General features: G+C 66.0%; 23 protein-coding genes. 12 read left to right on the top strand and 11 right to left on the bottom strand.

The genetic code is table 11. The features are described from left to right. Nucleotides 1-4 precede the first annotated feature (4 nt). The 8 genes from B0G69_RS25695 to B0G69_RS25730 form a co-directional block, all read right to left on the bottom strand. Nucleotides 5-1,024 carry a MoxR family ATPase gene (locus tag B0G69_RS25695; RefSeq protein WP_121322213.1) on the bottom strand — a complete coding sequence of 340 codons (1,020 nt, stop codon included), beginning with the start codon at nt 1,022-1,024 and terminating at the stop codon, nt 5-7. A 279-nt stretch (nt 1,025-1,303) separates the two neighbouring features. Then, nucleotides 1,304-1,759: a DUF3280 domain-containing protein gene (locus tag B0G69_RS25700; RefSeq protein WP_241991466.1), complete on the bottom strand. Its 456-nt coding sequence runs from the start codon at nt 1,757-1,759 to the stop codon at nt 1,304-1,306. Between the two features lie 128 nt (nt 1,760-1,887). Then, complete coding sequence (locus B0G69_RS25705; protein ID WP_121322217.1) at nt 1,888-2,904, bottom strand: LysR family transcriptional regulator; 1,017 nt, start codon at nt 2,902-2,904, stop codon at nt 1,888-1,890. Nucleotides 2,905-2,909: 5 nt separating this feature from the next. Then, on the bottom strand, nt 2,910-3,248 hold the full coding sequence (locus B0G69_RS25710) for a carboxymuconolactone decarboxylase family protein (RefSeq protein WP_121323881.1): 339 nt from the start codon (nt 3,246-3,248) through the stop codon (nt 2,910-2,912). Nucleotides 3,249-3,359: 111 nt separating this feature from the next. After that, the gene (locus tag B0G69_RS25715) at nt 3,360-4,055 is read right to left on the bottom strand and encodes a hypothetical protein (protein WP_241991553.1); all 696 of its coding nucleotides are present in this window, start codon (nt 4,053-4,055) and stop codon (nt 3,360-3,362) included. 56 nt (nt 4,056-4,111) lie between these two features. Continuing rightward, nucleotides 4,112-5,026, bottom strand: a complete 915-nt coding sequence (locus B0G69_RS25720) for a substrate-binding domain-containing protein (protein ID WP_199731332.1) — start codon at nt 5,024-5,026, stop codon at nt 4,112-4,114. Nucleotides 5,027-5,055: 29 nt separating this feature from the next. After that, complete coding sequence (locus B0G69_RS25725) at nt 5,056-5,475, bottom strand: c-type cytochrome (protein ID WP_042325673.1); 420 nt, start codon at nt 5,473-5,475, stop codon at nt 5,056-5,058. Nucleotides 5,476-5,643: 168 nt separating this feature from the next. Beyond that, nucleotides 5,644-7,461: a methanol/ethanol family PQQ-dependent dehydrogenase gene (locus tag B0G69_RS25730; RefSeq protein WP_121322223.1), complete on the bottom strand. Its 1,818-nt coding sequence runs from the start codon at nt 7,459-7,461 to the stop codon at nt 5,644-5,646. Between the two features lie 451 nt (nt 7,462-7,912). Between B0G69_RS25730 and B0G69_RS25735 the strand changes: the two genes are divergently transcribed. The 9 genes from B0G69_RS25735 to B0G69_RS25775 all read left to right on the top strand — a co-directional run bounded on the left by B0G69_RS25735 (nt 7,913) and on the right by B0G69_RS25775 (nt 16,097). Next, nucleotides 7,913-8,311, top strand: a complete 399-nt coding sequence (locus B0G69_RS25735; protein WP_121322225.1) for a 4a-hydroxytetrahydrobiopterin dehydratase — start codon at nt 7,913-7,915, stop codon at nt 8,309-8,311. A 354-nt stretch (nt 8,312-8,665) separates the two neighbouring features. Further along, nucleotides 8,666-9,691: a beta-ribofuranosylaminobenzene 5'-phosphate synthase family protein gene (locus tag B0G69_RS25740; RefSeq protein WP_121322227.1), complete on the top strand. Its 1,026-nt coding sequence runs from the start codon at nt 8,666-8,668 to the stop codon at nt 9,689-9,691. A gap of 135 nt (nt 9,692-9,826) precedes the next feature. Further along, entirely contained in the window at nt 9,827-10,753 is a 927-nt protein-coding gene (locus tag B0G69_RS25745) for an NAD(P)-dependent methylenetetrahydromethanopterin dehydrogenase (protein WP_121322229.1), read from the top strand. 7 nt (nt 10,754-10,760) lie between these two features. Next, entirely contained in the window at nt 10,761-11,984 is a 1,224-nt protein-coding gene (locus tag B0G69_RS25750) for an ATP-grasp domain-containing protein (protein WP_121322231.1), read from the top strand. After that, on the top strand, nt 11,959-12,987 hold the full coding sequence (gene mch / locus B0G69_RS25755; RefSeq protein ID WP_121323882.1) for a methenyltetrahydromethanopterin cyclohydrolase: 1,029 nt from the start codon (nt 11,959-11,961) through the stop codon (nt 12,985-12,987). The genes B0G69_RS25750 and mch overlap by 26 nt, the downstream gene beginning before the upstream one ends. Then, nucleotides 12,984-14,036, top strand: coding sequence for a RimK family alpha-L-glutamate ligase (locus tag B0G69_RS25760; RefSeq protein ID WP_121322233.1), 1,053 nt, complete (start codon nt 12,984-12,986; stop codon nt 14,034-14,036). The genes mch and B0G69_RS25760 overlap by 4 nt, the downstream gene beginning before the upstream one ends. Next, nucleotides 14,029-14,901, top strand: a complete 873-nt coding sequence (locus B0G69_RS25765; protein WP_121322235.1) for a triphosphoribosyl-dephospho-CoA synthase — start codon at nt 14,029-14,031, stop codon at nt 14,899-14,901. Before B0G69_RS25760 ends, B0G69_RS25765 begins: the two co-directional genes overlap by 8 nt. Before the next feature lie 153 nt (nt 14,902-15,054). Then, the gene (gene fae / locus B0G69_RS25770; RefSeq protein ID WP_121322237.1) at nt 15,055-15,564 is read left to right on the top strand and encodes a formaldehyde-activating enzyme; all 510 of its coding nucleotides are present in this window, start codon (nt 15,055-15,057) and stop codon (nt 15,562-15,564) included. A 122-nt stretch (nt 15,565-15,686) separates the two neighbouring features. Beyond that, nucleotides 15,687-16,097 carry a hypothetical protein gene (locus tag B0G69_RS25775; RefSeq protein ID WP_121322239.1) on the top strand — a complete coding sequence of 137 codons (411 nt, stop codon included), beginning with the start codon at nt 15,687-15,689 and terminating at the stop codon, nt 16,095-16,097. Between the two features lie 79 nt (nt 16,098-16,176). On the opposite strand, the gene B0G69_RS25780 is transcribed toward B0G69_RS25775, so the two are convergent. Beyond that, a complete protein-coding gene (locus B0G69_RS25780) occupies nt 16,177-16,668 on the bottom strand; it encodes a dihydroneopterin aldolase (RefSeq protein WP_121322241.1) in 492 nt (163 codons plus the stop codon). A gap of 349 nt (nt 16,669-17,017) precedes the next feature. On the opposite strand from B0G69_RS25780, the gene B0G69_RS25785 reads away from it, so the two are divergent. Genes B0G69_RS25785 through B0G69_RS25795 form a run of 3 tightly spaced genes read left to right on the top strand, consistent with a single transcriptional unit; the run spans nt 17,018 to nt 21,023 of the window. Continuing rightward, nucleotides 17,018-19,069: a sigma-54-dependent Fis family transcriptional regulator gene (locus tag B0G69_RS25785; RefSeq protein ID WP_121322243.1), complete on the top strand. Its 2,052-nt coding sequence runs from the start codon at nt 17,018-17,020 to the stop codon at nt 19,067-19,069. Then, nucleotides 19,066-19,662, top strand: a complete 597-nt coding sequence (locus B0G69_RS25790) for a flavoprotein (protein WP_121322245.1) — start codon at nt 19,066-19,068, stop codon at nt 19,660-19,662. The genes B0G69_RS25785 and B0G69_RS25790 overlap by 4 nt, the downstream gene beginning before the upstream one ends. Continuing rightward, the gene (locus tag B0G69_RS25795; RefSeq protein ID WP_121322247.1) at nt 19,641-21,023 is read left to right on the top strand and encodes a DUF6513 domain-containing protein; all 1,383 of its coding nucleotides are present in this window, start codon (nt 19,641-19,643) and stop codon (nt 21,021-21,023) included. Before B0G69_RS25790 ends, B0G69_RS25795 begins: the two co-directional genes overlap by 22 nt. Before the next feature lie 7 nt (nt 21,024-21,030). On the opposite strand, the gene rpe is transcribed toward B0G69_RS25795, so the two are convergent. Beyond that, the gene (gene rpe, locus B0G69_RS25800; protein ID WP_121322249.1) at nt 21,031-21,738 is read right to left on the bottom strand and encodes a ribulose-phosphate 3-epimerase; all 708 of its coding nucleotides are present in this window, start codon (nt 21,736-21,738) and stop codon (nt 21,031-21,033) included. 20 nt (nt 21,739-21,758) lie between these two features. Then, nucleotides 21,759-22,796: a class II fructose-bisphosphate aldolase gene (gene fba / locus B0G69_RS25805; RefSeq protein WP_121322251.1), complete on the bottom strand. Its 1,038-nt coding sequence runs from the start codon at nt 22,794-22,796 to the stop codon at nt 21,759-21,761. Nucleotides 22,797-22,819: the final 23 nt, after the last annotated feature.

A 22,819-nucleotide genomic window follows, 5' to 3' on the forward strand; every position in this document is an offset into this window, starting at 1 on the left:
CGCATCAGGGCACGGCCACTTTGGCCATGATCTGCGCGATCAGCGCTTCGGCCAGCTCCTGGCGGCGCAGTTCGTAGATCGGCGTGAAGAAGACCCGATGACCGAGCGCCGGCATCAGCACCTCGTGGATATCCTCCGGAACCAGATGCGAGCGTCCCGCGAGCCACGCGACCACGCGGGCGGCGCGCAGCAGCGCGCTCATGCCGCGTGGACTCGCACCGGCGAGAATCAGCTGCTGCATGTCGACGCCGTCGAGCGTAATGCCGAAGCGCAGCGGCGTTTCCGTCGCCTGCCAGATGTCGAGCGCGTAGCGTTCGATCGTCGCGCTCGCCTGTACGCCTTGCTGGATCGCCGCACCGACGCTGTTCAACTGTTCCCAAGCGACGACGGCGGGCTTCAGCTGTGCGAGCAGCACGTCGACGTCATGGAACATGGTGTCGAACACGAGCGCGCGCCTGACGTCCGGCTCGGCTGGCGTGGGCATGTTCAGCTCGAACAGGAAGCGGTCGCGCGCGGCCGAGGCGAGCTCGAAGGTTTCCTCTTTTTCGACCTTGTTGCGATCGGCGAACACGGTCATATGCGGGAAGCGGTGTTCGCGGTCGAACGCCCAGACCGAACGCTCGGCCATCGCGCGCAGCAATAGCGACTGCACCTGCGGACGGGCGCGATTGATTTCGTTGAAGAAGAACGTGGTCAATTGCTCACCGTGACGCAGGAGCGGGCCGGGATCGATACGCGGCTTGCCGTCGGCGTCGACGTACGTGTGATAGACGAGGTCGCCCGGCATCAGATCGATGGTGCCTTCGACGCGCTCGAACTCGCCGCCGACCACCCGCGCAAACGCGCGCAACACCGTCGTCTTGCCGACGCCGACACCGCCTTCGAGCAGCACATGGCCCCGGGCGAACAGTGCGACGTTGAGGAGCCGCAGCGTTTGCTGCTGGCCGATGACAACCCTGGCGACTTCGCTTTCGATTTGCAGTGCGTGAAGACGCCAGTCCTGAAGCTGTTCGCCAGAACTCATCGATGCGATCTCCTCCGTATGCCCTGCTGATTATCGTGCGGCGGACGCTGTGTGCCGGACCGGCGAAACGCGCCTGTCTTTCGGGTTCTGTTCTATCCGTGCGCTCGTCGACGCCAGCTGCGTCTGCTTGCATCGGCATCCGTTCAAGCACGGTTTATGCCGGTTACGCTGAACCGCATGGAGCGCCGCATCGCAGCCGGATCGTTGTCATCCTGTCACGACATTCGGGTACACACTGTGCCATTGGCGCACCCCTGCAGCTGCGGATTCGCGTCAATGTCACGGTGCCGCGTGCGTGCCTGACGCATGCGCGGCGTCTGCCTCCACGAGTAATCCGACGAGTGCCGTCGCGCCGCGGCGCCATGAAAGATCCGTGTTGCCGCGAATGTCGACCGAGCGCTGGAACAGGGTCTTGCCGCTCGCGACGTCTTCCACGCGCAGGTTCAGATTGAGAATGAGGTTGCTGACTTTCTGGACCCAGCAGACTGCCGCCTGTTGAGCGCCCAACTCGCGCCCGACCTGGCGTGCGCAGTTGTCGCACGTGAACAGGTCCTGCTCCGCGCCGAGTTTCGCGATCAGCCCGGCCGCCCGGCTGTTGTCGGCGACTCGGTAGCGTTGGCTCGCGTCCAGTTGCGCGCGCACGGCATCGCTGATCATGCCGATGCGCGCCGCCTGGATGCGATTGGTCTCGGCGTCGTTGTAGGCGGCGTTGTCGTCGATCAGAACGCAGTTCATCACCGCAATCGAAACCGGCCCGGCCCACGCGGGCGCTACACCCCACCCGGATCCGGCGACGACGGCCACGATGACGCACGACACGCGCACACCACGCCCAAGCCACGCAAGCGACGAAAACCGCCGCCTCATTTGACAAGCCCCGCGCCGGCCACTGAGCCCGCCACGCCCACTAATTTTTCAAACGGCGCGTACTCGTGCTCCAGATGTGTCGCCGCATGATCGAGCAGAAACTGGCGGAACACCACGCTGGTCGGTGACAACTGCTTGGACCGAAGATGAACGATCTGCCAGGTGCGCTCGATCGGCGTGCCGTTCACGTCTAGCAATGCAATCTCGGCGGTACGCAGTTCCAGCAGCAGCGTATGCAGCGAGATCAGGCTCACGCCCATGCCCGCCATCACCGCCTGTTTGATGGTTTCGTTGCTGCCGAGCGTGACGATTTTCGCGGGTGTGAACAGATGCTGCCGGAACATCACTTCGGCGGCCATGCGCGTGCCCGAGCCGGGCTCGCGCAACAGGAACGTATCGCCGCGCAACTCCTGCAGATCGAAGCGGCGCGCACCGCACAACGGATGACTCAGCGGCGCGATCACCACTTGGGGATGGCTCGCGAGCGGCTCGGTCGTCGTATCGAGTTCGGGGGGCGGGCGTCCCATGATCGCGAGATCGATCGCGTTGTCCTGCAAGAGCCGCAGCAGCGCATCGCGATTGCCGACCGAAAAGTGCACGTCGACCTTCGGGTACAGATGCGAATAGAGCGCGAGCAGTTTCGGCGCGAAGTACGTCGCGGAACTGACGATCCCCACGTTGATCGAGCCGCTGTCGGCCTGCTTGAGCGAGGTCATCGCATCTTCGGCGTCCTTGATCTCGCCGAGAATGCGGCTCGCGTGGTGCGTCAGCATCTCGCCCGCTTCGGTCAGCGTGAGCTTGCGCGCGACGCGCTCGAACAGCCGCAGCCCGATCGCATCTTCGAGTTGATGAATCTGCATCGAGACGGCCGGCTGCGTCAGATGCAGTTCCTCGGCCGCGCGGGCAAAGCTCGTATAGCGGCTCGCCACGACGAAGATCTGCAACTGCCGCAGGGTCAATGAGCGGATGAAGTTCAGCTTGACCCGGTTCGTCGCGAAGCGCGCGGTCTGCATGTGAGCTAGCCGCTTTGCTGACCGAAGGCGTCGAGTGCGCGCGCGGAATAGACCAGCGCCGCGCCGGCGTTCAGCGCGATCGCCACCGACAGCGCCTGCGCCACCTCGTCCCGGCTCGCCCCCGCCTTCGCGGCGGCGGCGCTATGCAGCGCAATGCAGCCGTCGCAACGGGTGGTGACGGCGACCGCCAGCGCGATCAGCTCGCGCGTTTTCGCGTCCAGCGTGCCGGAGCGGGCAGCGGCGCCGTCGAGCGCCTGGAAGCCGGCGAGCGTGGCCGGCGCGGCAGCGCCGAGTTCGCCGATGGCCTGCTTCAGTGTCGGGGCGTAGTCGTCGGTGTCGATCAACATGCGTCAAGTCCTTGTGGAAGTTGAAGGGCGCGCCGCGGACGTAACATGGCACGGCCGCGCAAATGTGCGGCCCGCGGCTAGCCACGCCTGCAACCACGGGTAGCCGCGCTAACGGCCCGCCCTCGGCGCATTCGACGACTTCAGCGGCGCTTTGCCCGGTGTCGGCAACTTGTGCAGTACCGACTGGAAGCTCAGCGTCTCCGAATGCGCCGGATGCGCGAAGTCGTTGTTCGCGCCCGGCACATCAGTGCGAATCAGGACGACCTGGCCCGGCACGTCGTCGGCGAGCAGGAAGGTGTAGCGCTTGCCCGTGAGCTGAGCGAAACGTTCCGCGTTCGGGTCGTGCAGATACGGCTGCACGACGACGCGCCGGGCCCGCACGGACTTGCCGCCGGCGTCGGCCGTCACACTCTCGATTTGCGGTCCGGCCGCGAGCGCGAGGCGCAGGCGCTGCTGAAAATAACGCCGCTGCCCGCCGGTCAGACCCTGCATCTCCGTGATGTCACGCTCCAGAAAATAGATGATCACGGGGTTGCATTGCAGCCCGCCGTTTGGCAACGGCACGCTGCCGCTATGGTCCGACACCTCGGCGTCGCCTTTCGCGTTATCCGCGCTGAGCACCAGCACCTTGACCAGATCGGCGCTGCGCGACGGCTTTTCGGAGTCGACCATTGCGTAGTCGAGCTCGGTCTGCGCAGCGACGCCGTGCAGATGATCCGTCGTGAAGATCAGCTGTTCCGCCTGCGTGATGGCGCCGGTGCCCGGCGCGTCCGCCGCGTGCGCGGCGAGCGGCACGGCGCACATCGCCAACATCGTCATCCATGCCGCCGCCGCGCGAAGCAAAGCGCTTCGTGCAGCCATCATGGCGACGCGTCGCCGGGTTTGGCCGCCGGTACGTCGACCGGTTTGAGCAGCGGCACCTGGTAGCTGGTGAGGATGTTGTCGATCTTGTCGTGATTCGCGCCGATCCATTGATCCACCTTGTCTTTCCAGGCCTTCTCGCCGTAACGCACGCCCATCGAGATCGCATAGTCGAAACGGATGCCGGGCCCCGCGGGAAACGGCACGAGTCTGACCGTGTCGCCGGCGTGCTTCGCGAAGTAACCGGCGATCGGCCCCCACAAGAACACCACGTCGACGTTGCCCGCGCTCAGGTCGTGTTCGATCATCTGGCCGGGGTACTCCTGCGGATCGCCGCTTTGCACCCGGTACGAGACCGCCTGCTCGATCAGATTGTGGCTGAGCAGCCAGTCCACCGCCGGGGTCTGCGAGAAGATGCCGAAGCGCAGTTTGTGCAACTGTTCGGGCGGCAGCTTGAGCAGGTCGTCGGGCGTCTTGATGCTGGCGAATTCGGGACGATTAGGGAACACCATCGCGTAGGTCGAACGCAGATACGGCTGCGTCGTCGAGGTCATGTCGTAACCCTTCGGCACGCCGATGATCAGGTCGCATTTGAAGCGATCGCTGCCCTCCTCCTTCTCGCGCAACGTGTGGCGCACGAAGCCCATGCGCTGCGGGAAGTAGGTGTACTCGAGCTTGTAGCCGAAATCGCTCGCCATCTGGCTGGCGATGCGGTTCTCGTAGCCCTCGCCCTTACTGTTGGACAGCGGCATGTTGTTCGGGTCCGCGCACACTCTGAGGATGCCGTCCGCGCCGTCGTTGTTGGGTAGCGCGGGGCCGTCCGCCCTGACCGCCGCGCATGCGAGCGCCGCGCAGCAGAGCGCGGCCGCGCTGAGCGCGGCGTGCACGGACATGCTTCTTTTTTTATGACGCATCGTGAGCCTCCGAAAGAGTTGCGCCGGCCTCATTTAGCATCGATGGCTTGCAGATCGCCCGGCTTGATCTGGCCGTCGGAGCGCCCTTTCAGATAGGCATAGAGGTTTTCCCAGTTCTTCTGCATCATCTGGCTCGTGCTGAAATCGGGCATGCCCTTCTCCACCCGGCCGCCGAACACCGTGCGATGAAACTCGGTCTTGTCGAGCGTCTTGAACGCGTCGATCAGCGACGGCCCCACCATGCCTTGCTGCTGCGCGCCGTGGCAGCGTTCGCAAGCGAGCGCGCGCCATGTTTTCCACCCCTGCAGCGTATTACTGTCGACCTTGCTACCGTCGACCACCTTGTATGCGACCTGCGCAATCGAGGGGTTGTTCTGAGCGTACCCGACGGGTAGCAGGACAAGTGCCGCGGGCAGTGTCGCGAGCAACAAGATTGATCGGCCTTTCATGCACATGTCTCCTTCAGGATGAACGGCGCCCCCGATGCGTGCGGTCGACGCATCGGCGCAACGGGCGCGCGTGGGGTGATTCGTGTGCCGGGACGGACTGGGACGCCGGCCGGTGCGCCCTCCGTACAACGGACGCGCCGGCCATGCGTATCAATCCGCTCCGGTGGTTCAGCTCTTTTCGCTCGGGATCGCGAACACGAAGAGCGTGCCGCCTAGCGCGGTGTACTTCGCGAGTTCACGATAGCCGCCGACCGCGCCCAGACCTTCGGTCGACTTTTCCAGACCGGCCGCCATGCCGATGCCGGCCCAGCCGCCGATGCCCGAGTACACGCCGACGAACTGCTTGCCGCCGTACTCATAGGTAAAGACGTTGCCGATGATTCCCGACGGCGTCTTGAAGCGCCACAGTTCCTTGCCGTCCTTGATGCGCACTGCCTTCAGGTAGCCTTCGAGCGTGCCGTAGAAGGCCACGCCGCCGGCCGTGGCGAGCACGCCGGACCACACCGAGAACTTCTCCGGCTTCGAGTAGACGATCTTGCCCTTGCTCGCATCCCACGCGATGAAGTTGCCCATCGCGTTGTTCTCGTTCGGGCCGGGATACATCGACAGCGTGGCGCCGACATACGGCTGTCCCGACACGTAGTCGACATCGAACGGCTCGTAGTCCATGCAGACGTGGTTGGTCGGCACGAGGAACAGGTTCGTGTTCGGATCGAACGCGGCCGGTTGCTGGTCTTTCGAACCGAGCGCCGCCGGGCAGATGTTCTTCACGTTGTGATCCGAGCCTGCTGCCTGGGTCGAGTACGCCGCGTTACGGATCGGCAGACCGCTCTTCATGTCGACGCGATCGGCCCAGTTCACCGCCGGGTCGTACTTCTGCGCGACGAGCAACTGGCCGGTTTCACGATTGAGCGTGTAGCCGAAACCGTTGCGATCGAAGTGGACGATCGCCGGCACCTTCTTGCCGCCGATGTTCAGGTCGGACAGGATCATTTCGTTGACACCGTCATAATCCCATTCGTCGTGCGGCGTCATCTGATAGACCCAGCGGGCCATGCCGGTATTCAGGTCGCGCGCGAAGATCGACATCGACCATTTGTTGTCGCCCGGACGTTGCGTCGGGTTCCATGTGCCTGGATTGCCGGTGCCGTAGTAGATCAGGTTGAGTTTCGGGTCCCACGCATACCAGCCCCACGTGGTGCCGCCGCCCAGCTTCCACTGATCCCCCTTCCACGACTTGAGCGACGAATCCGCGCCGACCGGCACCATCTGGCCGTCGGTGTAGGTCATCGTCTTTTGCGGGTCGAGCAGCATTTCGTTGTCGGGGCCCGTGCTGTACGCCGTCCAGACCGGCTTGCCGGTCTTGATGTCATACGCGATGAGCCGACCGCGCACACCGAATTCACCGCCCGAAATGCCGGTCACCACCTTGTCGCCGAAAACGTGCGGCGCGTTGGTGTTGGTTTCACCCGCTTTCGGGTTGCCGTTCTGCGCGGTCCAGACCACATCGCCTGTCTTCGCGTTGAGCGCCACGAGTTTGGTGTCGGCCTGCTGCAGGAAGATCTTGCCGTCGCCGTAAGCGAGACCGCGGTTGACGGTATCGCAGCACATCACGGAGACGACCTGCTCGTCCTGCTTCGGTTGATACTGCCAGGCGAACGTCTGGTCCTTCAGATTGATCGCGATGACCTTGTTGGGAAACGGCGAGTGGATATACATCGTGTCGCCGATCACGAGCGGCGAGCCTTCATGGCCACGCAGCACGCCAGTCGACATGGTCCAGGCAACCTGCAGCTTGCCGACGTTGTTCTCGTTGATCTGTTTGAGCGGGCTGTAGCGGTGATTCGCATAATCGCCCGCCTGGGTTGCCCAGTTGGATGGATTCTTCATCAGGCCGTCGAGCTGCGGATCGGCCTGTGCGACGATAGAGCTAAAGGCTGCCGATGCGAGGATCGCGAGCCCAAGAACCGTGGTGCGTAAGTTCATGTCTCCTCCAGAATTGTCCTGCTGTTCAACTCACGAATGACCCACGCTACCTCGCACGCATCGTGCGCGCCTTCTCGAGTGCAGGTAACGATTTACGCGCTGTCCCGATTCGACGTCGGGCTTCGCGGCGCATTAACGGCTAACGCATATTCCATGCCGACCGTGGTGCCGATGAACAGCCCATGGCTCACATGGGGGTGGCGCGCGGCACGCGAGCCCGGCTGCGCGAGTCGCGCGTCGCGAGGCGGCCGTTGCGGGCTCATGACCAATGCCGCGCGATGCCACGCATGTGGCACGCGTGAACCGGTTGCGCCACGCGATGCGACACATTCTGTGTCACGCCGGTGATACGAAGCGTGTCCTTTGCGAGTCATGTACCCGTGCAAACTGGCCCGGCACTTGCAGCATTGCGTCATTCGGCGGGCGTTTCCCGCATCCGAGGAGAACGGTCATGGCAAAGACAGAGCAGGTCTATTCCGACGAGGAGATCCAGCAACGCCTCGTCGGTCCGCTGCAGCACTGGTATCTCGAGGACGGCTGGCTGCGGCGCAAGTACCGGACCGAAGGCTGGAAAGGCACGCTGATGGTGGTCAATACGGTGGGCCATCTCGCGGAGGCCGCCTGGCATCATCCGGATCTGACGGTGTCCTACGCATTCGTGACGGTGAAGCTCAAGACGCACAGCGCGAAGGGCATCACGGACAAGGATTTCGCGCTCGCCACGAAAATGGAGTCGGTGATCCAGTGGCAACCCGGGCTCGAGGACGGACCGCTCGAAGGCACGCCGTCCGACGATCAGCGCTTTCGCTATATCAAGTACGACGCGGCGAAACCCGCACAAGGCGAGTAAGGGGTTTTCCCCTGCCGCCCATTCCCGCTGACCGGACGAGCGCATCGCGGCGATCGCCTCAGCGCGATGACGCCAGATGAAACACCGCGTGACACAGTGCACCTTCAGCGTCACACAGCGTCCACCAGTACGCGGGACAACCCGGCAGGCGACGCGTTTCGCCGCGCCCTGAAGCGGCTTTCAAGCGGCTTGATCGTCGCGTGAGACGGCTGCCTCCCGCGCCGGCAGCACGGCTGCGCGCCTGGTACGGCTTCTGCTTGAACTCGCCCGGCGCGCTGCCGCGATGTCCCGCGCCGCATTCACGCGGCGCCCTTCGGCCAGACCCTGTTCAGCGCACCCACAAGGATACTTGCGATGCCGCTTCAGTTTCGCCGCCTTCCGCCTCACACCGCCATCACCATCGATGCGCCCGCGCGCCTGCATCTGGGTTTTCTCGACCCGAACGCATCGCTCGGACGTGCGTTCGGCAGCCTCGGACTGATGATCGACGCGCGAGGCACACGGCTCGAAGCACGCCTTGCCGAACGCGAGCAGATCGACGGCGCGGTGACCGAAGCGGACCGCGAGCGCATCGCGCTTTGCCTCGCGCGCTTGCAGGCCGCCTATGGACCGGCGACGGTCGCGATCGACGTCACGCATGCGCCGCGTGCGCACACCGGGCTCGGCTCCGGCACGCAGCTCGCGCTGGCCGTCGGCACGGCGTTCGTGCGCCTGCTCGGCCATCCGGCAAGCACCGCCGAGATCGCCGCGTTGCTCGGGCGCGGCGCGCGCTCCGGCATCGGCATTCTCGGTTTCGATGCGGGTGGCTTGCTGCTCGACGGCGGACCGCCCGGCGATCTCCACCAGGGCGTGCCGCCGCTGCTCGCGCGCCAGCCGTTTCCGCACGAGTGGCGCGTGCTCCTCGTGAGCGACCACGCCCGTCAGGGTTTGCACGGGACGGAGGAACGCCGCGCCCTCGCCGCGCTCGCGCCGTTTCCGCAGGCGCTCGCCGCGCACCTGTGCCATCTGGTGCTGATGCGCATTCTGCCGGGCGCGGCCGAGCACGACTTCGTGCCGTTCGCCGAGGGCCTCACCGACATGCAGCAGACCATTGGCGAATACTTCGCCAGCGCGCAAGGCGGCGTGTTCGCGAGCCCCGATGTCGAGCGCGTGCTGCGCGCGGTCGCCGCCGAACGGACGGCGGGCATCGGCCAGACCTCGTGGGGTCCGACAGGCTTTGCGATTCTCCCGGGTGCGCTCGATGCCGACAGCGCGCTCGCCACCGCGCGCCAAGCGGCCCGCGCGATGCCGCATATCGAATGCATGGTGGTCGCCGGACGAGACAGCGGTGCGGCCATTCGCAGCACCGGCGCGCACGCGCAGCGGATCGACGCCGCATGACGCCCCTCGGGTCCTGCACCCATGGCGGGCGCCCGCCGGCGGCGGCGCACCATCGCCACCGCCGGCGCGCTGCCACGAGCCCCTCGCTTGCGCAGTCCACCCCCTTGCCACTGAAACCGGAACGAGCCTGCTGCCATGTCCGAAACGATTGAAAGGCCCTATATCCTGCACATGCTCACGGCCACGCCGCAGATGAGTCCGTTCGACGTCAACATGGCGGCCGACGCGGGCTACCAGGTCATCGTGCCGTACTGCAACGTCCTGCCGACCATGGTCGCGAACCTGACCCAGGATGCAATCTTTTCCCGTGGCCCGAAAGGCGTGTCGCGCACCGGCATCTTCATCGGCGGACGCGACGTGATGCAGGCCGCCGACATGCTCGACACCGCGCGCAAGGCGATGGTGCCGCCGTTCGAAGTTTCCGTGTTCGCCGATCCGAGCGGCTCGTACACGACGGCGGCCGCGGCCGTCGCCCTCGTCGAGCGGCATCTCGGCAAGCAGCACGGCATGGAGCTGGGCGGCAAGCGCATGCTGATTCTCGGCGGGACCGGCGCGGTCGGACGCGTCGCCGCGGCGATGGCCGCCTCGCGCGGCGCCGACGTGACGATCGCGAGCCACCACGATCGCGCCCGCGCGCTCGGCGTCTCGGCCGAAATCAACCAGCGCTTCGGCATCGTCACCAACGGCATCAGCGTCGCGACGCCGGACGAATTGCGCGGCGCGCTGGCCGACGCGGAGATCGTGCTCGCCACCGCCGTGGCGGGCGTCCAGGTAATCAGCAGCGACGACCTCGCGTTTGCCAAACGCCTGCTGATCGCCGCGGACGTCAACGCCGTGCCGCCGGAAGGCATTGCCGGCGTCAACGTGATGAACGACGGCAAGCCCATCGACGGCGTGGCCGACGCGGGCGCGGTCGGCATCGGCGCGCTGGCGATCGGCAACGTCAAGTATCAGGTCGAACATCGGCTCTTCATGCGCATGCGCACCGGCGGCAAGCCAGTCTATTTGGGCTTTCCGCAAGCATTCGACGAAGCCCGCGAGGTCGCGGCGGGCCTCGGTTGAGCCCGCCGTGACGACGCCACGTCAGCCGCTGGCACACGCGCCGTTCGTCGCGGTGGCGGGGCTGTCCGTGCGTCTGCTCGCCCAGTCCGCGGCGCTCGCGGGTCTGCGGGTCGCCGCGCTCGACATCTTCGGCGATCGTGATACGCGCGCGGCCGCCGAAGTGTGGTGCGATATCGGCGGCGGCGCGCTGACGATCGATCGCGAGCGGCTCACGCATGCGCTCGGGCGCGTCGCGCGTCTGCCGCGTTTTCTCGGCTGGATCGGCGGCAACGGACTGGAGCCGCTGATCGCGCAATTGTGCGATGCACCCGGCTTGCCCCGCTTCATCGGCAACACTGCCAAAGCGAGCGCCGCCGTGCGCGAGCCACGGCGTTTTTTCGCGCTGCTCGATGAGCTGCGTATTCCACATCCGGCTGTCTCGTTCGCGCGGCCCGCGACCGCCCAGCAGGGCTGGCTGTTCAAACGCGCCGACGGCTGCGGCGGGACGCACATCAAACCGGTGGCGGCGCTCGGCACGCAGAGCGTGCCCGCGCAAGGGTATTTCCAGCGTATCGGTCGCGGCCGGTCGCTGTCGGCGCTCTTTATCGGCGCGCAAGGCCGCGCGCAACTGATCGGTTTCGCGGAGCAGCTTACGTGCGCACTAGGCGAGCTGGCGTTCGTCCATGCGGGATCGATCGGTCCGATCGATGTGCCGCCGCAGGTCGCCGCGCGCATGCAGTCCGCGCTCGACGCACTCTGTGCGCGAACCGGCCTGATCGGCCTCAACAGTTGCGACTTCCTGCTCGATGGCAACGCCTTCGAGCTGCTTGAAATCAACGCGCGGCCCTCCTCCACGATGACGCTTTACGAAACCGCGTCGCCCGATGCGTGGCCGCATGGACTACTCCAATGCCATCTCGACGCGTGCCGTTTCGACCGGCTGCCGTCGAATGGCAGCGCAGCCCTGGCGCGCCAGCCGCGCTGGCGCACCGGCCAGCGCGTGCTGTTCGCGCCCGCGCCGTTCACCGTGTCAGCCGAATTCTCCGACGCCTGTCTGCGCGATCCTCAGTGCCGCGACGTGCCGATGCCCGGCACGCGCGTCGAAACCCGGCAGCCCGTCTGCACACTGCTCGTGCGCGCGGCATCGGTGGACGCGGTGCGGCGCGCGCTCGATGCGCAGCGCGCCCTCGTCCTGCAACGAATCGAAACCTGCGATGAGCCCGACCATGTCCGCCTCTCCTTCCTCGCCTGACACTTCCCGGCCAGCCGCCGCACCCAGCGTCAACGCGCTGAGCGAGCGCCTCGTCGCCCGGCTGATCGACGATGCCGCCCGCCTTGGCGTCGTAATCAGCCATACAGCAGGCGGCACCGTGATCGTGGACGCCGGGGTCGCCGCCCCCGGTAGCATCGACGCCGGCGTGCTGATCGCGCGCATTTGCATGGGCGGGCTCGGCCGCGTCGCGGTGCGCTCGAACTTCGACGTGGCGCCGCTCTGGCCAACGATGATCGAAACGCGCACGTCGTCACCGGTGCTGGCGTGCCTCGGCAGTCAGTACGCGGGATGGAGCCTCGCGGCCACCAAGGAGCAGACCGGCGGCAAGAAGTTCTTTTCACTCGGCTCCGGTCCCGCGCGCGCGCTGGCCGTCAAGGAGCCGCTGTTCGCCGAACTCGGCTATCGCGACCGCCATGAGCGCGGCGTGCTGGTACTCGAAGTCGATCGCATGCCGCCGCAGGTCATCATCGACAAGGTGCTGCATGATTGCGGCCTCGCGCCCGGGGGGCTCACGCTGATCGTCACGCCGACACACTCTGTCGCGGGAACGGTACAGGTGGTGGCGCGCGTGGTGGAAGTTGCGCTGCACAAGACGCACGTGCTCGGCGTGCCGCTCGATGAAGTCGTGGAAGGCGCGGGCTCGGCCCCGTTGCCGCCACCCGCGCCCGACGGCATCCAGGCGATGGGGCGCACCAACGACGCGATCCTCTACGGTGGCCGCGTCCATCTGACGGTCAGGCGAGATGACACCGCGCGGCGCCTCGCCGGGAGCTTGCCCGCCGCGAATTCGCGCGACTACGGACGGCCGTTCGCGGACATCTTCACGTCGTTCAACTTCGACTTCTACCAGATCGATCCGGCGCTGTTCGCCCCCGCCGAAGTGTGGGTGAGCAGCCTCGAAAGCGGCGCGACCTATCACGGCGGGCGGCTCGAAAGCGCGTTGCTGCAGGACCAATGGGGCGGCGAGCCCGTCGCGCCATGACGCTCACGCGAGCCGACGCCACGCCGGACACCGACCGCGACGCGAAGTCCGACGCAAAGCACGCGGGCGTGCGCATCGCGATCCTGACCGACGAAACCGGCTGGCACACCGGACGGCTGAAAAAAGCGTTCCGCGCGCGCGGCGCCGAAGCGCGCTGCGTCGACCTCGCGGATTGCCGCATCGACACCACGTGGCAACCTCACGGGCTGGTGGTGCCGGGCTTCGGTCATACGCTGCCGGATGCGGTCTTCGTGCGCGGCATCGCCGGCGGCACCTTCGAGCAGGTGACGCTGCGGCTCGGCATCCTGCACGCGCTGCGCGAATCGGGCGTGCCGGTCTACAACGATGCGCGCGCGATCGAGCGCAGCGTCGACAAATCGATGACCAGCTTCCTGCTGCACCGTGCCGGCGTGCCGACACCGGCGACGTGGGCGGTCGAATCCGTGGTGTTCGCGCAGCGCGTACTGATGCGCGAAGCGGCCGCCGGCCGCCAGGTCGTGCTCAAACCGTTGTTCGGCTCGCAGGGCCACGGCCTCAAACGGCTCGGCGCATGCCGTGGCGGGCTCGCGCCATTGCCGTCGCTGGGGCCTTACCGGCAGGTCGCTTATCTGCAGCGCTATGTCGCCGGCGGGCGGCCCGGGTTCGACTGGCGCGTGCTGGTGATCGGCGGGCGCGCGGTGGCGGCGATGCGGCGCGTCGGCGGCAAGGACTGGATACACAACTTCGCGCAAGGCGCGCTCTGCGAGCCGGCCGAACTCGATGCGCCGCTCGCGCAAACGGCCGTGCAGGCAGCCGCCGCGCTCGGCCTCGACTATGCCGGCGTGGATCTGATCCCCAATCCCGACGACGCCACGCGTCCGCTCGTGCTCGAAGTGAACGGCGTGGCCGCGTGGCGCGGCTTGCAGTCGGTCACGCCGCTCGACCTCGCGGCGGCGCTCGCCAATGATCTGCTCGAGCGCAAGCTCGCCGCGCAGCGGCGTTTGCTCACGCAGGCCGACGAGTCGACCGATACACCGGCCGTCGCCACGCTGCCCGCACGTCATGCCTGAGACCGGCGCACTCACACCGGACCAGGTTCGCGCGGCGTTCCTGCAAGCCTGCGCGCTCGACGTTGCCACGCCCAAACCCGGCAACGTCAGCATGCAAAGCCCCGGCCACGGCATGAGCGCCGCGCAGTTCCTCGCCAGCGCAAACGCCGCGGCGGACGCATTGCTCGCGCACGGCGCGCCCGTCGGCCGGCGCATTCTCGATGCAGTCACGCGCACGCGCGATGCGGTCGGCTGCAACACGAACCTCGGCATCGTGCTGCTCGTCGCACCGCTCGCGGCGGCGCTGGAAGACTGTGCGCAAGCACCGTCGGCGCACGCGTGGCGCGCGGCGACCTCGCGCACGTTGGCGGCGCTCGACGTCGACGATGCGCGCCTCGCCTACCGCGCGATCGCCCTTGCCAATCCAGGCGGCCTCGGCGACGCACCCGAGCAATCGGTCCATGCGCCGCCGACGGTCGGCCTGCTCGACGCGATGCGGCTCGCCAGCGACCGCGACAGCATCGCCCGTCAATACGCGAACGGCTGTCAGGACATCTTCGAAACGGGTCTCGCCGCGTATCGCGAGGCGCCGGCGGGCGCGCCCGAAGCGGCGATGCTCGGCGTGTTCCTCGCGTTTCTCGGCGGCTGGCCCGACTCACACATTGTGCGCAAGCACGGCATGGCGCTGGCGCAGAGTGTCACGCTTGCGGCACGCGCCCATCACGCGCGCTGGCGGCAAACGGCGCTTCACGCATCACGCGCGGACGCTGTCGCGCAGCTCGACGCATGGGATGCCGAGCTCAAGGCGCGCGCAATCAACCCCGGAACCAGTGCCGATCTCGCGGTCGCCACGCTGTTCGTCGCCGCTTGCCTCGAGAGTGGCTGACGAACGGGCATCACGCGACCCGGGCCGCGCACTGGCACGGAACATGTTAGTTAGTACCGCCGTGCATCAATACGCCGCCGTGCGATGCAGGAGCAGGACGATTGCAGGCGGCGGCCAATCAGCAGGTCCGTAACCACTCATCGGAGGAACAGAATGGCCAAGATCAACCGCGTCATGATCGGAGAGTCGCTAGTCGGCGACGGCAACGAGGTCGCGCACATCGACTTGCTGATCGGTCCGCGAGGTTCCGCTGCGGAAACCGCGTTCTGCCACGCGCTCACCAACAATAAGGATGGCTTCACATCGTTGCTCGCGGTCGTCGCCCCGAATCTGCTCACCAAGCCGAACACGATCCTCTTCAACAAGGTGACGATCAAAGGCGCGAAGCAGGCCGTGCAGATGTTCGGCCCTGCGCAGCACGCGGTTGCCCTCGCGGTCGCCGACAGTGTCGAAGACGGCACGATTCCGCAGGACGAGGCGGACGATCTGTTCCTGTGCGTCGGCGTGTTCATTCACTGGCAGGCGGACGACGACAAGAAGATCCAGGACTTCAACTATCAGGCGACGCGCGAGGCAATCAAACGCGCCGTCAACGGCGAACCGAACGCGGCGGAAGTCGTCGCGAAGAAAGGCACTGTCGCGCATCCGTTCGCACCGAACTGATCACGCGTGGCACGGGAGGAGACGCGGCGCTCGCAACGGGCCGCCTCCTCGCGCATCCCGTTGCACGGCTGAGCGCACCCAGGTTCGACAAGCAGGTTCAATGCTCCCGCAGAGGCATGACAATGACCATCAGATGTCGCGCGCTTTTCGCCTTCACCGGCCTCGCGCTGGCAGCACCGCTCAGCTGGGCGGAGGGCAATGCGCCAACCGGGCCCGCTCCGGCGGGCGGCTACAACTATCCGACTCAGGGCCGCGTGGAATACGTGCTGACCTGCATGGACGACAACGGCCACGATTTCGCGAACGTCTACAAATGCTCGTGCGTGATCGACAAGATGGCGGCCGCCCTTCCGTACGACGAATTCGTCGCCCAGTCGACCTTCTCGAAATACGCGACGCTCGGCGGTGAGGGCGGCTCGGAATTCCGCGTCGACCATGCGAAGTCGCAAACGAAGAAATTCCGCGCGTTGCAGACGACCGCGTATCAGGCGTGCGGGTTGGGATCGCAGAAGACGCCCACCGCCGCGAAGTAGTGACGCGATGCACCGCCAATGCGGTGCATGCATGCGGTGGATGGCGCCGCCGGTGCGGCGCCGCGTCACCTGCTCCGTTTCAGTTCGGCACCAGCCCTTCTCCTAGCGAGGCATAACTGACGATGCCGGCACCGGTCGCGGACAGTTCACCGCGTCGCCGTTCGATCTGCACACCCACCGCCGCCACGTCGTCGAATTTCGCCGGCTTCGCAAGCGACACCCGCACCCAGTGAGCGCCAAAATCCGCAATCAGTAATTGCGCGATATTTTCCGCGAGCGCTTCGAGCAAGCGGACCCGATGTGTTGCGAACAGATCGAGCAATGCACTGCGTACGGCCGCATAGTTGACCGTGTCCTCGATCCGGTCCGTCGTGCATGCGCGAATCGCCGGCACGCCGATCGCGAGGTTCATGCGCACCGGCTGCGGGACATGCTGCTCGGTGCTGTCGATACCGATGACCGTCTGGCCTACGAAGTTTTCGATGAAGACAATGTCCATACGCTCGGGCAACGCGGCGGTGGCGGAGATGCCGGGAAAAGCGGCAAGGCGAACGGTATCGATACGATCCATGGTGTACTCCGCCGCGACGCGGCTTCGGGTTAATACTGCATCAGGAACAGCGGCAACGGCGGCGGCACACTCTGTGCCGAAGCTGCCACAACGCCGTTGAATAGGCCTGTCAACAACGCAACGAATAGAGGAGAGCAAATATCGGGCACAGTCGGTGGTGTTAATGCGACTTCCTGTTGAACCAAACCGCCATCGGGCGTAGAGTTTTAAACAGCCGCCTGAGAGAGGCCGGTCGCGTAGGCGCATGCGAACGTAGAAATCGCGGCGTCAGGGGAATACAGGATGGATAAAGCGGCATTCGTGGCGTGCTCGATAGCAGGTCCGAAATGCCGCAACGGAGACAAACCCCATGTCGTTGCTCGCTGACAGCAATACGCACGTCCGAGAGGTGTTTAACGTCGTCAATCATCAGTTGACTACGCGCTCGACGAGTCAATCCGTCGCCCAATCGTGGGCGCGCTGCATCAACGAATTTCAGCTCGACCCCTCGCGTTTCATCACCCCGCCAGTCCTCACGCAGTACGAATTAAGCGCGCGCCGCGAAGCGCTCGGCGATCTGATCGCCTGCTCGAAACTCGAAATGACGACGCTCTATCAGCAACTGGCCGATCCCGAACTCGCGGTCGTGCTGGTCGATGCGGGCGGCGCGATCGTGCATCAGGTGTCGTCGGTGCCGTTTGCGGAGGCGGTCGCCGAAGACGGCTTCCGGGTCGGCGCCCTATGGAGCGAACGCGATGCGGGCACCAACGGCATGGGCACCTGCCTTGCCGAACGCGACTGCATCGCCGTGTGTCAGCACGAGCATTTTTATCCGCGCTATACCTCGCTCACCTGCTCCGCCGCGCCGATCTTCGACGACAGCGGCGAGATCGCGGGCGTACTCGACGTCACGAGCCGCTCGAAACTGCTGCAACAGCACTCGCTGGTGCTCGTCGGCATGTCGCGGCAGATGATCGAAAACCGTTTGCTGGACGCGCGTTACCGTCACGCGAACATGATTCACTTTCACAGCCGCCCCGAATTCGTCGGCACGCTGCACGGCGGCAAGCTCGCCGTCGGGGACGACAGTACGGTGCTCGCCGCGAATCGCAGCGCGCTGTTCCAGCTTGGCTTCCGCTCGCTCAGCGAACTGCGCGGGCGGCGTATCGAAGAAGCGTTCAACGCGTCGCTCGAAGACATGATCGCGCGCAGCATCCGCGGCTCGTTCCATCCGGTCACCGTGTATAGCGCGAACGCGACGAACCGCTTCTTTCTCGTTGCGCAGACCTCGCAGAACAATAGCGGGCGTGTCGCGCGCGTGCTCGGCAGCGCAGCGCCCGCCGCCGCTCGCAACAGTGCGCCCGCGAAGCGGCCGCCCGCGCCGAAGCTCGACGAGATCGCGCACCTGGAGTTCGGCGACCCGCGCATGGCATCGCAGATTCAACTGGCCGTGCGCGTGATCCAGCGCAAGATTCCGATCGTGCTCAGAGGCCAAACCGGCACCGGCAAGGAAGTGTTCGCGCAGGCGCTGCATAGCATCAGCCCGCATGCCGGCGGCCCGTTCGTGCCGGTCAACTGTGCGTCGTTGCCCGAGAACCTGATCGAGAGCGAACTGTTCGGCTATCGTGCCGGCGCGTTCACCGGCGCGCAGCGCGAAGGACGGCGCGGCAAGATCGTGCAGGCCAACGGCGGCACCCTCTTTCTCGACGAGATCGGCGACATGCCGCTCGTGTTGCAGGCTCGTCTGTTGCGCGTGATCGAGGAACACGAGGTCACGCCGCTCGGCGCCGAGACCACCGTCAAGGTCAATTTCCAGTTGATCAGCGCGAGTCACCGCAATCTGCTCGAACTCGTGCATAGCGGCCAATTCCGCGAGGATCTCTATTACCGGCTCAAGGGTGTCGAACTGAATCTGCCGCCGCTGCGCGAGCGGCTCGACAAGCTGCCGCTGATCCACCATCTGCTCGCGAACGAGACCGACGATCCGCCGGAACTGAGCCCAGAAGCCGAACACGCTCTGCTGAGTTACGCGTGGCCGGGCAACATCCGGCAACTGCGCCACGTGCTGCAAATGGCGATCGCACTGTCCGACGGCCAGCCGATCCGTTGCGAGGACCTGCCGCCCGAAATCACGCAGCGCGCGCCGGGCGGCGACATGCCGACGGCGCTCGGCCTCACCACCGCGGACATGGACGCGCATCTCACCGACGACGCGGACATCTCGGCGCTCAACGCGATCCAGTTGAACGAGCGCGAAACCGTGTTGTCATTGCTCGACGAGCACCGCTGGAACGTCAGCAATGTCGCGAAGGCGCTCGGCATCAGCCGCAACACGCTGTACCGGAAGATGCGCCGGCTGCACATCCGGCTGTCGCATGAAGGCTCGCCGTCCGACGGAATGCCGCTCGATCTCGACGCATGACCCCGACGCCCGCACGCAAGCTCGCCGACTTCAAGCCGGACGCGCGCTTCGCGTGGTGCGTGACCGGCTCCGGCCATCTGCTCGAAGAGTCCATCGCGCTCGCGCTGCAATTGCCGCGCGTGGACCTCTTCCTGTCCGCGGCGGCGGAGGAGGTGCTGCCGCTGTATGGTTGGCCGATCGACAAACTCCGCGAAAAATTCCGCGTGCTGCGCGACAACAGTGCGAGCGGCGTGCCGGTCGGGATGCTTTATCACGGCGTCTATCACACGGTCGTGATCGCGCCGGCCACCAGCAACACCGTCGCCAAATGCGCATACGGCATCTCGGACACGTTGCCAACCAACATGTACGCGCAGGCCGGCAAGCAATGTATCCCGGGCATCGTCTTTGCATGCGACACGGAGCCGACCGTGATCACGGCGAGCCCCGACGAATGGGTCGAACTGCGGCCGCGGACGATCGAACTCGACAACGTTGAGCGCCTGTCGCGCTTCGAATACACGACGCTCGCCCGCTCGCTCGACGAACTCAAAGCGGCGCTCGATCAACGCCTGTCGACCCTCGATCTTGCATGGACCACATCCTCTTCCTGACCGGCCGGCTTGCCGAACCCAGTCTGCTGCGCGTGCTCGACAGCATGGCGCCGACACCGTTCAGCTGGGAGGTCCGCGAACTCGGTCTGCAGGTCGCCGCGTTGATGACGGCCGACATGATCCAGCGCCGCGTGCCCGCCCCGCTCGCCGCGCAACGGATGATCGTGCCCGGGCGCTGCCGCGGCGATCTCGATGCGCTCGCCCTTCACTATGGCGTGCCGGTCGAACGCGGTCCCGAAGAGGTCAAGGATCTGCCGCAATTTTTCGGCCGCAAGGCCAAGCCCTTCGATCTGAGCCGTTACGAGACCGAGATTTTCGCGGAGATCGTCGATGCGCCGCGGCTGGACCTCGACGGCATCGCGCGCCGCGCGCGCGAGTATGCCGCTCAGGGCGCCGACGTGATCGACATCGGCTGTCTGCCTGAAACGCCGTTTCCCCATCTCGAAGACGCGGTCCGGCAGCTGAAGGCCGAAGGCTACCGCGTGAGCGTCGATTCGATGCGCACCGACGAACTGCTGCGCGGCGGCCGCGCGGGCGCCGACTACCTGATGAGCCTGACCCTGGACACGCTCTGGATTGCCGACGAAGTGCCGTCGACGCCAATCCTCGTCGCTCGTGAGCCGGGCGACCCGGCCTCGCTCGATGCCGCCATCGAACAACTGTCCGCACGCGGCCGCGCCTTCTACGCCGATCCGATCCTCGACCCGATTCCGTTCGGGCTTGCCGTGTCGGTCGCGCGCTACGTGCGCTTGCGCGAACGCTATCCGGACATCGCGATCATGATGGGCATCGGCAACGTGACGGAGTTGACCGAAGCCGACACGAGCGGCATCAACGCGGTGCTGCTCGGCATGGCCGCCGAGTTGCGGATCGGCGCGGTGCTCACTACGTCGGTCAGTCTGCATGCGCAGCGTGCGCTACGCGAAGCCGATGTCGCGCGCCGCGTGATGCATGCCGCGCGCGAGGCGCAAGTGCTGCCGAAAGGCATCAACAGCGATCTCGCGACCGTCCATGCGAAACGCCCGTTTCCCTATAGCGCCGACGAAATCGACGAATTGGCGCGTGGCGTGCGCGACCCGAATTTCCGCGTGCAGATCGGCGCCGACGGCATTCACGTCTACAACCGCGACGGCCATCTGCGCGCGGAAGACCCCTTCGCACTCTATCCGCAACTGAATCTCGACACCGACGGCGGCCACGCGTTCTATATGGGCGTGCAACTCGCGCGCGCGGAAATCGCGTGGCGGCTCGGCAAGCGTTTCGATCAGGACCAGCCGCTCGACTGGGGCTGCGCGGTCGATCGTCCCGACGAAGATCTGCTCGTCTGGCGCGCCCCCGGCGAGACGATGAAGAAAGGCTGACGTCCAGTCATCCCAGCGCGGCCACGCCCGCGCTTTGCGCCACCGTATCGAGTTCGTCGCGCAAGCGGCCGATTGCCTGCTTGCGATCGGGCGCGCCGAACACGGCCGAACCGGCCACGAACACATCGGCGCCGGCCGCGGCGGTTCGCGCGATGTTCGACACATTCACGCCGCCATCGACTTCGATCAGCAGTGGCCGGCCGGTACGCTGCATGGTCGTGCCGACACGCTCGCGCAACAGCCGAAGCTTGTCCAGCGTTTGCCCGATGAACGCCTGGCCGCCGAAGCCCGGATTGACCGACATCACGAGCACGACGTCGAGCATGTCCATCACGTGATCGAGCACGGCGAGCGGCGTGGACGGGTTCAGCGCGAGTCCGGCGCGCACACCGTGCGACTTGATCAGTTCGATGCTCCGATGCACATGCAGCGACGCCTCGGGATGAAAACTGATCGAATTCGCGCCCGCCTCGGCAAAGGCGGCGACGAGCGGATCGACCGGCATCGTCATCAGATGCACGTCGAACGGCATCGTCGTATATGGCCGGATCGCCGAGCACACCAGCGGCCCGACGGTCAGGTTCGGCGCGTAGTGGTTATCCATCACATCGAGATGAAGCCAGTCCGCGCCGGCTGCGCTCACGTCGCGAACCTCGTCCGCGAGACGGGCGAAGTCCGCCGACAGCAGCGACGGGGCAATCAGGAATTTACGCATCACGTTCTCCGGCCAATGGTTCAGTGATAGCGGCGCGCCATCGCGTCGAGCGGCAGCGGCTTGATCCGTGCCGCCTGGCCCGCGCAGCCAAACGCCTCGAAGCGCTCGGCGCAGAGTGCGCTCGCGGCCGCCGTCGCCGCCTTGAGCGCCGCGCGCGGATCGAACTCGGAGCGTGCGTTGGCGAGCGACTTGCGCATCGCGCCGCTCATCGCGAGCCGGATGTCGGTGTCGATGTTGACCTTGCGCACGCCATGCGCGATGCCGCGCCGGATTTCCTCGACCGGCACGCCATACGTCTGCGGAATTTCACCGCCGTATTCGCGGATCACCGCCAGCCATTCCTGCGGCACCGACGACGATCCATGCATCACGAGATGTGCGTTCGGAATCCGTTCGTGAATGTCGATGATCCGGTCGATCGCGAGAATGTCGCCGGTCGGCTCGCGGCTGAACTTGTAGGCGCCATGGGAGGTGCCGATCGCGATTGCGAGCGCATCGACGCCGGTCGCTTCGACGAAGCGCCATGCTTCCTCGGGGTCGGTGAGGAGATCGTCACGCGCGAGCTGGCCGCTGGCGCCGACGCCATCCTCCTCGCCCGCCGTGCCGGTTTCGAGCGAGCCGAGGCAACCCAGTTCGCCTTCGACCGAGACGCCCACCGCGTGCGCCGCTTCCACCACGCGGCGGCTTACCTCGACGTTGTAGTCGTAAGCGGCGGGCGTTTTCTGATCCGGCAGCAGCGAGCCGTCCATCATCACCGAGGTGAAGCCCGAGCGGATCGCCTGCTGGCAAACGGCGGGGCTCGCGCCGTGATCCTGATGCAGCACCAGCGGGATATCCGGGTGCGCCTCCAGCGCGGCGAGCACCAGATGGCGCAGATAGGGCTCGCCCGCATACTTGCGCGCGCCCGCCGAGGCCTGCAGGATCACCGGGCTGTTGGTGGCCTCGGCGGCTCGCATGATCGCGTGAATCTGCTCCATGTTGTTGACGTTGAACGCGGGCACGCCGTAGTCGTGTTCGGCCGCGTGATCCAGCAGCTGCCGCAGGGTGATGAAGGCCATGACTGACTCCTCGAGATGAAAAT

Origin of the sequence: Paraburkholderia sp. RAU2J (genome assembly GCF_003634845.1) — a bacterium.
Lineage (GTDB): Bacteria > Pseudomonadota > Gammaproteobacteria > Burkholderiales > Burkholderiaceae > Paraburkholderia > Paraburkholderia fynbosensis.

Coding starts and splice junctions, on each gene's coding strand:
- mch (WP_121323882.1), top strand. CDS start 11,959: ATGTCCGCCTCTCCTTCCTCGCCTGACACTTCCCGGCCAGCCGCCGCA.
- fae (WP_121322237.1), top strand. CDS start 15,055: ATGGCCAAGATCAACCGCGTCATGATCGGAGAGTCGCTAGTCGGCGAC.
- rpe (WP_121322249.1), bottom strand. CDS start 21,738: ATGCGTAAATTCCTGATTGCCCCGTCGCTGCTGTCGGCGGACTTCGCC.
- B0G69_RS25785 (WP_121322243.1), top strand. CDS start 17,018: ATGTCGTTGCTCGCTGACAGCAATACGCACGTCCGAGAGGTGTTTAAC.
- B0G69_RS25780 (WP_121322241.1), bottom strand. CDS start 16,668: ATGGATCGTATCGATACCGTTCGCCTTGCCGCTTTTCCCGGCATCTCC.
- B0G69_RS25775 (WP_121322239.1), top strand. CDS start 15,687: ATGACCATCAGATGTCGCGCGCTTTTCGCCTTCACCGGCCTCGCGCTG.
- B0G69_RS25720 (WP_199731332.1), bottom strand. CDS start 5,026: ATGCGTCATAAAAAAAGAAGCATGTCCGTGCACGCCGCGCTCAGCGCG.
- B0G69_RS25745 (WP_121322229.1), top strand. CDS start 9,827: ATGTCCGAAACGATTGAAAGGCCCTATATCCTGCACATGCTCACGGCC.
- B0G69_RS25795 (WP_121322247.1), top strand. CDS start 19,641: ATGGACCACATCCTCTTCCTGACCGGCCGGCTTGCCGAACCCAGTCTG.
- B0G69_RS25765 (WP_121322235.1), top strand. CDS start 14,029: ATGCCTGAGACCGGCGCACTCACACCGGACCAGGTTCGCGCGGCGTTC.
- B0G69_RS25790 (WP_121322245.1), top strand. CDS start 19,066: ATGACCCCGACGCCCGCACGCAAGCTCGCCGACTTCAAGCCGGACGCG.
- B0G69_RS25700 (WP_241991466.1), bottom strand. CDS start 1,759: ATGAACTGCGTTCTGATCGACGACAACGCCGCCTACAACGACGCCGAG.
- B0G69_RS25735 (WP_121322225.1), top strand. CDS start 7,913: ATGGCAAAGACAGAGCAGGTCTATTCCGACGAGGAGATCCAGCAACGC.
- B0G69_RS25725 (WP_042325673.1), bottom strand. CDS start 5,475: ATGAAAGGCCGATCAATCTTGTTGCTCGCGACACTGCCCGCGGCACTT.
- B0G69_RS25705 (WP_121322217.1), bottom strand. CDS start 2,904: ATGCAGACCGCGCGCTTCGCGACGAACCGGGTCAAGCTGAACTTCATC.
- B0G69_RS25695 (WP_121322213.1), bottom strand. CDS start 1,024: ATGAGTTCTGGCGAACAGCTTCAGGACTGGCGTCTTCACGCACTGCAA.
- B0G69_RS25730 (WP_121322223.1), bottom strand. CDS start 7,461: ATGAACTTACGCACCACGGTTCTTGGGCTCGCGATCCTCGCATCGGCA.
- B0G69_RS25760 (WP_121322233.1), top strand. CDS start 12,984: ATGACGCTCACGCGAGCCGACGCCACGCCGGACACCGACCGCGACGCG.
- B0G69_RS25740 (WP_121322227.1), top strand. CDS start 8,666: ATGCCGCTTCAGTTTCGCCGCCTTCCGCCTCACACCGCCATCACCATC.
- B0G69_RS25715 (WP_241991553.1), bottom strand. CDS start 4,055: ATGTGCGCCGTGCCGCTCGCCGCGCACGCGGCGGACGCGCCGGGCACC.
- fba (WP_121322251.1), bottom strand. CDS start 22,796: ATGGCCTTCATCACCCTGCGGCAGCTGCTGGATCACGCGGCCGAACAC.